The sequence below is a fragment of the Amycolatopsis sp. NPDC043889 genome, from assembly GCF_056435645.1.
Genome location: NZ_JBWKEC010000070.1, coordinates 1 through 1,652 on the forward strand (window position 1 = coordinate 1; position 1,652 = coordinate 1,652).

The 1,652-nt window shown below is 67.3% G+C and carries 1 protein-coding gene; it reads left to right on the top strand.

Annotation, left to right across the window (positions count from 1 at the left end; genetic code table 11):
• The first annotated feature begins 120 nt into the window (after positions 1-120).
• Entirely contained in the window at positions 121-1,494 is a 1,374-nt protein-coding gene (locus AC0685_RS43420; protein ID WP_478230849.1) for an IS1380 family transposase, read from the top strand.
• The last annotated feature ends 158 nt before the right edge of the window (positions 1,495-1,652 follow it).

Below are 1,652 nucleotides of genomic sequence, written 5' to 3' on the forward strand. Positions count from 1 at the left end.
TAGCCTGCGTCTTTCACGCAGTGTGATGTAGATCTGGTCGTGAAATGGAGGAAGTGCCTGTCCTGTAAGGGAAACTTGGGCTTGCGAAGGTCCAGGGTTCTCTCACGGGAAGGCACTTCCTTGGTGCACGATAGCAAGCAGTCGCAAGTCCGGGTCACCGCGGACGGCAGTGGTCTCGTCTCTCGCGCCGGGGTAGCTCTACTACGCGAACTCACCGTCAGCACCGGGCTGGGAATCGGCTGGTCAGAAGCGCTTATCGGCACCTATGCCGGGATACCAACTCACCTGCCGGGCCGGGTATTGGCTGATCTGGCGGTGATGATCGCCGACGGCGGTGACGCACTGGCACACTTGGCGACGCTGCGAGACCAGGACAAACTGTTCGGTCCGGTGGCCAGTGACGCCACCGCGTGGCGGGTCTTGGATCGGGTCGACGACGAACATCTGGCTCGGCTGCAGTCGGTCCGCGCGGCGGCGCGGGAACGGGCCTGGGCCGCCGGAGCAGGCCCCGACCTCGCGGCCGGGCTGGTGATCGACATTGATGCGACGATCACGATCGCGCACAGTGAGAAGGAGTACGCGGCGAAAACATGGAAACGGACGTTCGGGTTCCATCCGCTGCTGGCCTACCTCGACCGCCCCGACGTCGCCGGCGGGGAAGCCTTGGCCGGGATCCTGCGACCCGGGAAAGCCGGGGCGAACACCGCCGCCGACCACATCGAGATCCTCACCATGGCCCTGTCTGCGTTGCCCGCCCATGCCCGGCCCAGCCTGGCTGATCCCGAGGCACCGCGGGTGATGGTGCGGACCGACGCTGCCGGCGCGACGCACGCCTTCGCCGCCGCGGTACGCGCCGCGGGATGCGGCTTCTCGCTCGGGTTCTCCATCGCCGCCGAGGTCCAGGCCGCCGTCCTGACGATTCCCGACCACGCGTGGATCCCGGCCTACGATCTTGACGGCCGGCCGCGGAAGGGGGCGTGGGTCGCCGAGATCACCGGCATGCTCGACCTGTCGAAATGGCCGGACCGATCGCGGGTCATCGTCCGCCGGGAACGACCACACCCCGGTGCGCAGCTGCGATTCACCGACACCGACGGGCACCGGTTCACCGCGTTCATCACCGACACCCAAGGCGGGCAACTCGCCGACCTCGAGGTCCACCACCGATCCCACGCACGGGTCGAGGACCGGATCCGCTGCGGCAAAGCCACAGGCCTGCGCAACCTGCCCTGCCGCGGCTACAACGGGAACAAAACCTGGCTCGAACTCGCGCTGACCGCCGCAGACCTGCTCACCTGGGCGCAGGCCCTGTGTTTCACCGGCGAGCTGGCCCGCTGCGAACCCGCGACCTTCCGCTACCGCATCTGCGCCATCGCCGCGAAACTCACCCGCACCGCCCGCATCCCCACCCTGCACCTCGACCGGGACTGGCCCTGGGCCGCGCACCTCGCGAACGCCTTCACCCGACTCCGCGCAGCACCCTGGCCCGACTGATTCACACCCTCTGCCCCTACAACCAAGGACCCTCGGAACCCGCCCACCGACACGACAGTCGGCTCACAACCCTGCCCACAGCAAGACTTTCAACCGAAAACCCGACCACAGCAGCAATCCCGACGAACTCACAGAACCCCATGCAAGATCGAGGCTAG